At 62.4% G+C, this 1715-nt stretch carries 2 protein-coding genes; both read left to right on the top strand.

The features are described from left to right. A partial coding sequence (locus RA26_RS21770; RefSeq protein WP_039187527.1) for a two-component system sensor histidine kinase NtrB occupies positions 1 to 627 on the top strand: 627 nt, incomplete at its 5' end. A gap of 3 nt (positions 628 to 630) precedes the next feature. Then, a partial coding sequence (locus RA26_RS21765) for a response regulator (protein WP_039187525.1) occupies positions 631 to 1715 on the top strand: 1085 nt, incomplete at its 3' end.

The raw sequence follows: 1715 nt of genomic DNA, 5'->3' as shown, positions 1-1715 counted from the left end.
CTGCTGAGCATGGGGCTGGGGCCGGAAGACCTTGAGCTGACTGACCTGATCGTCAGCGAAAGCCGGCGCATCGTGAAACTGCTGGAGCAGGTGGAGCAGTTCGGCAACCTGACTGAGCCCGCATTCCAGCCGGTGAACCTGCATGATGTGCTGGACCGGGCGCGGCGGTCGGCGCTGCTGGGATTTGGCGCCCATATGACCATAACCGAACAGTACGACCCCTCGCTGCCGATGGCATGGGGCGATGCGGACCAGCTGCTGCAGGTCGTGCTGAATCTATTGAAGAACGCCTCGGAAGCATCTGATTCAAAAGGCGGGAACATTCATATCCGCACCTTCTATGAACATTCCTTCCGGCTGCGCCGCAGCGATGGGACCGGCAAGCTGCTGCCCCTTCAGATCGAGATCACCGATGACGGGCCGGGGCTGCCGGACAAGATCAAGGACGACATTTTCGACCCGTTTGTTTCGGGCCGGGAGAACGGCACCGGGCTGGGCCTTGCTTTGGTGAGCAAGATCGTCTCGGAGCACAATGGCTGGATATCGGTAAGCTCGGTTCCCGGGCGCACGGTGTTCCGGCTGTCGCTGTCGCGCGTGCCGCGTGACACAAAACCGCAGGAGAGCTGATCCATGGACGGCACCGTTCTGGTCGCTGACGACGACCGCACCATCCGCACTGTACTGACCCAGGCGCTGACCCGCGCGGGCTGCAAGGTGCATGCAACCTCCTCGCTGACGACGCTGATGCGCTGGGTCGGCGAGGGCAAGGGCGATGTCGTCATCTCGGACGTGATGATGCCGGATGGAAACGGGCTGGAAATGCTGCCCAAGATACAGGAGGACCGGCCCGGGCTGCCGGTGATCGTGATCTCGGCGCAGAACACCATCATGACGGCGATCAAGGCAGAGGAGGCAGAGGCTTATGACTATCTGCCCAAGCCCTTTGACCTGCCGGAATTGATGAAACGCACCGCCAAGGCGCTGGCGGCCAAACGGGTCGCGCCAGTGCCGCGCGCCGATGCAAAGGAACGCCCCGAAGAACTGCCCCTGATTGGCCGCAGCGAAGTGATGCAGACGTTGTACCGGCTGATTGCACGGGTGATGAATACCGACCTGCCATTGCTGGTTACGGGGGAAAGCGGAACTGGCAAATCTCTGATTGTGCAGGCAATTCATGATTTTTCGGACCGGCGGACACTGCCGTTTGTGCACGCGGATTCTGCGGATCTGATCGCACTGGAAGGCCCGTCGCGGCTGCTGGCGCAAGTTAAGGGCGGTACCCTGGTGATTGACGAACTGGCGGACCTGCCGGAAGAAGCGCAGGCGCGGCTTGTGCGAATGATGGATGTTCCGGGTGACCACGCGCCCCGCTTCATTGCCTCCAGCCAGAAGGACCTGGCCAAGTCGATGGAAAGCGGCGATTTGCGTCAGGATCTCTATTACCGGATCTGCGGTTCGGAACTGCATGTTCCGGCGCTGCGGGAGCGGGTGGAGGATATTCCGCTGCTGGCGGAGCATTTCCTGATCAAGGCTGAGAACGAAGGCGCGCCGCACCGGGAGCTGAGCGAAGCTGCGCGGGAGGTGCTGCACCGCTTTGCCTGGCCGGGCAACGTGCGGCAGCTGGAGAACACCGTCCGCCGGCTGGCACTGACTTCGCGCAGTGAGGAGATCACCCAGGCGGATGCCGAAGCTGTTCTGGGTCCGCAGGCCGGCCC

The organism is Leisingera sp. ANG-M7 (assembly GCF_000813965.1).
Classification (GTDB): domain Bacteria; phylum Pseudomonadota; class Alphaproteobacteria; order Rhodobacterales; family Rhodobacteraceae; genus Leisingera.
Note: the sequence above shows the minus strand (reverse complement) of the source record. Positions and strands in the feature narration are given on the sequence as shown.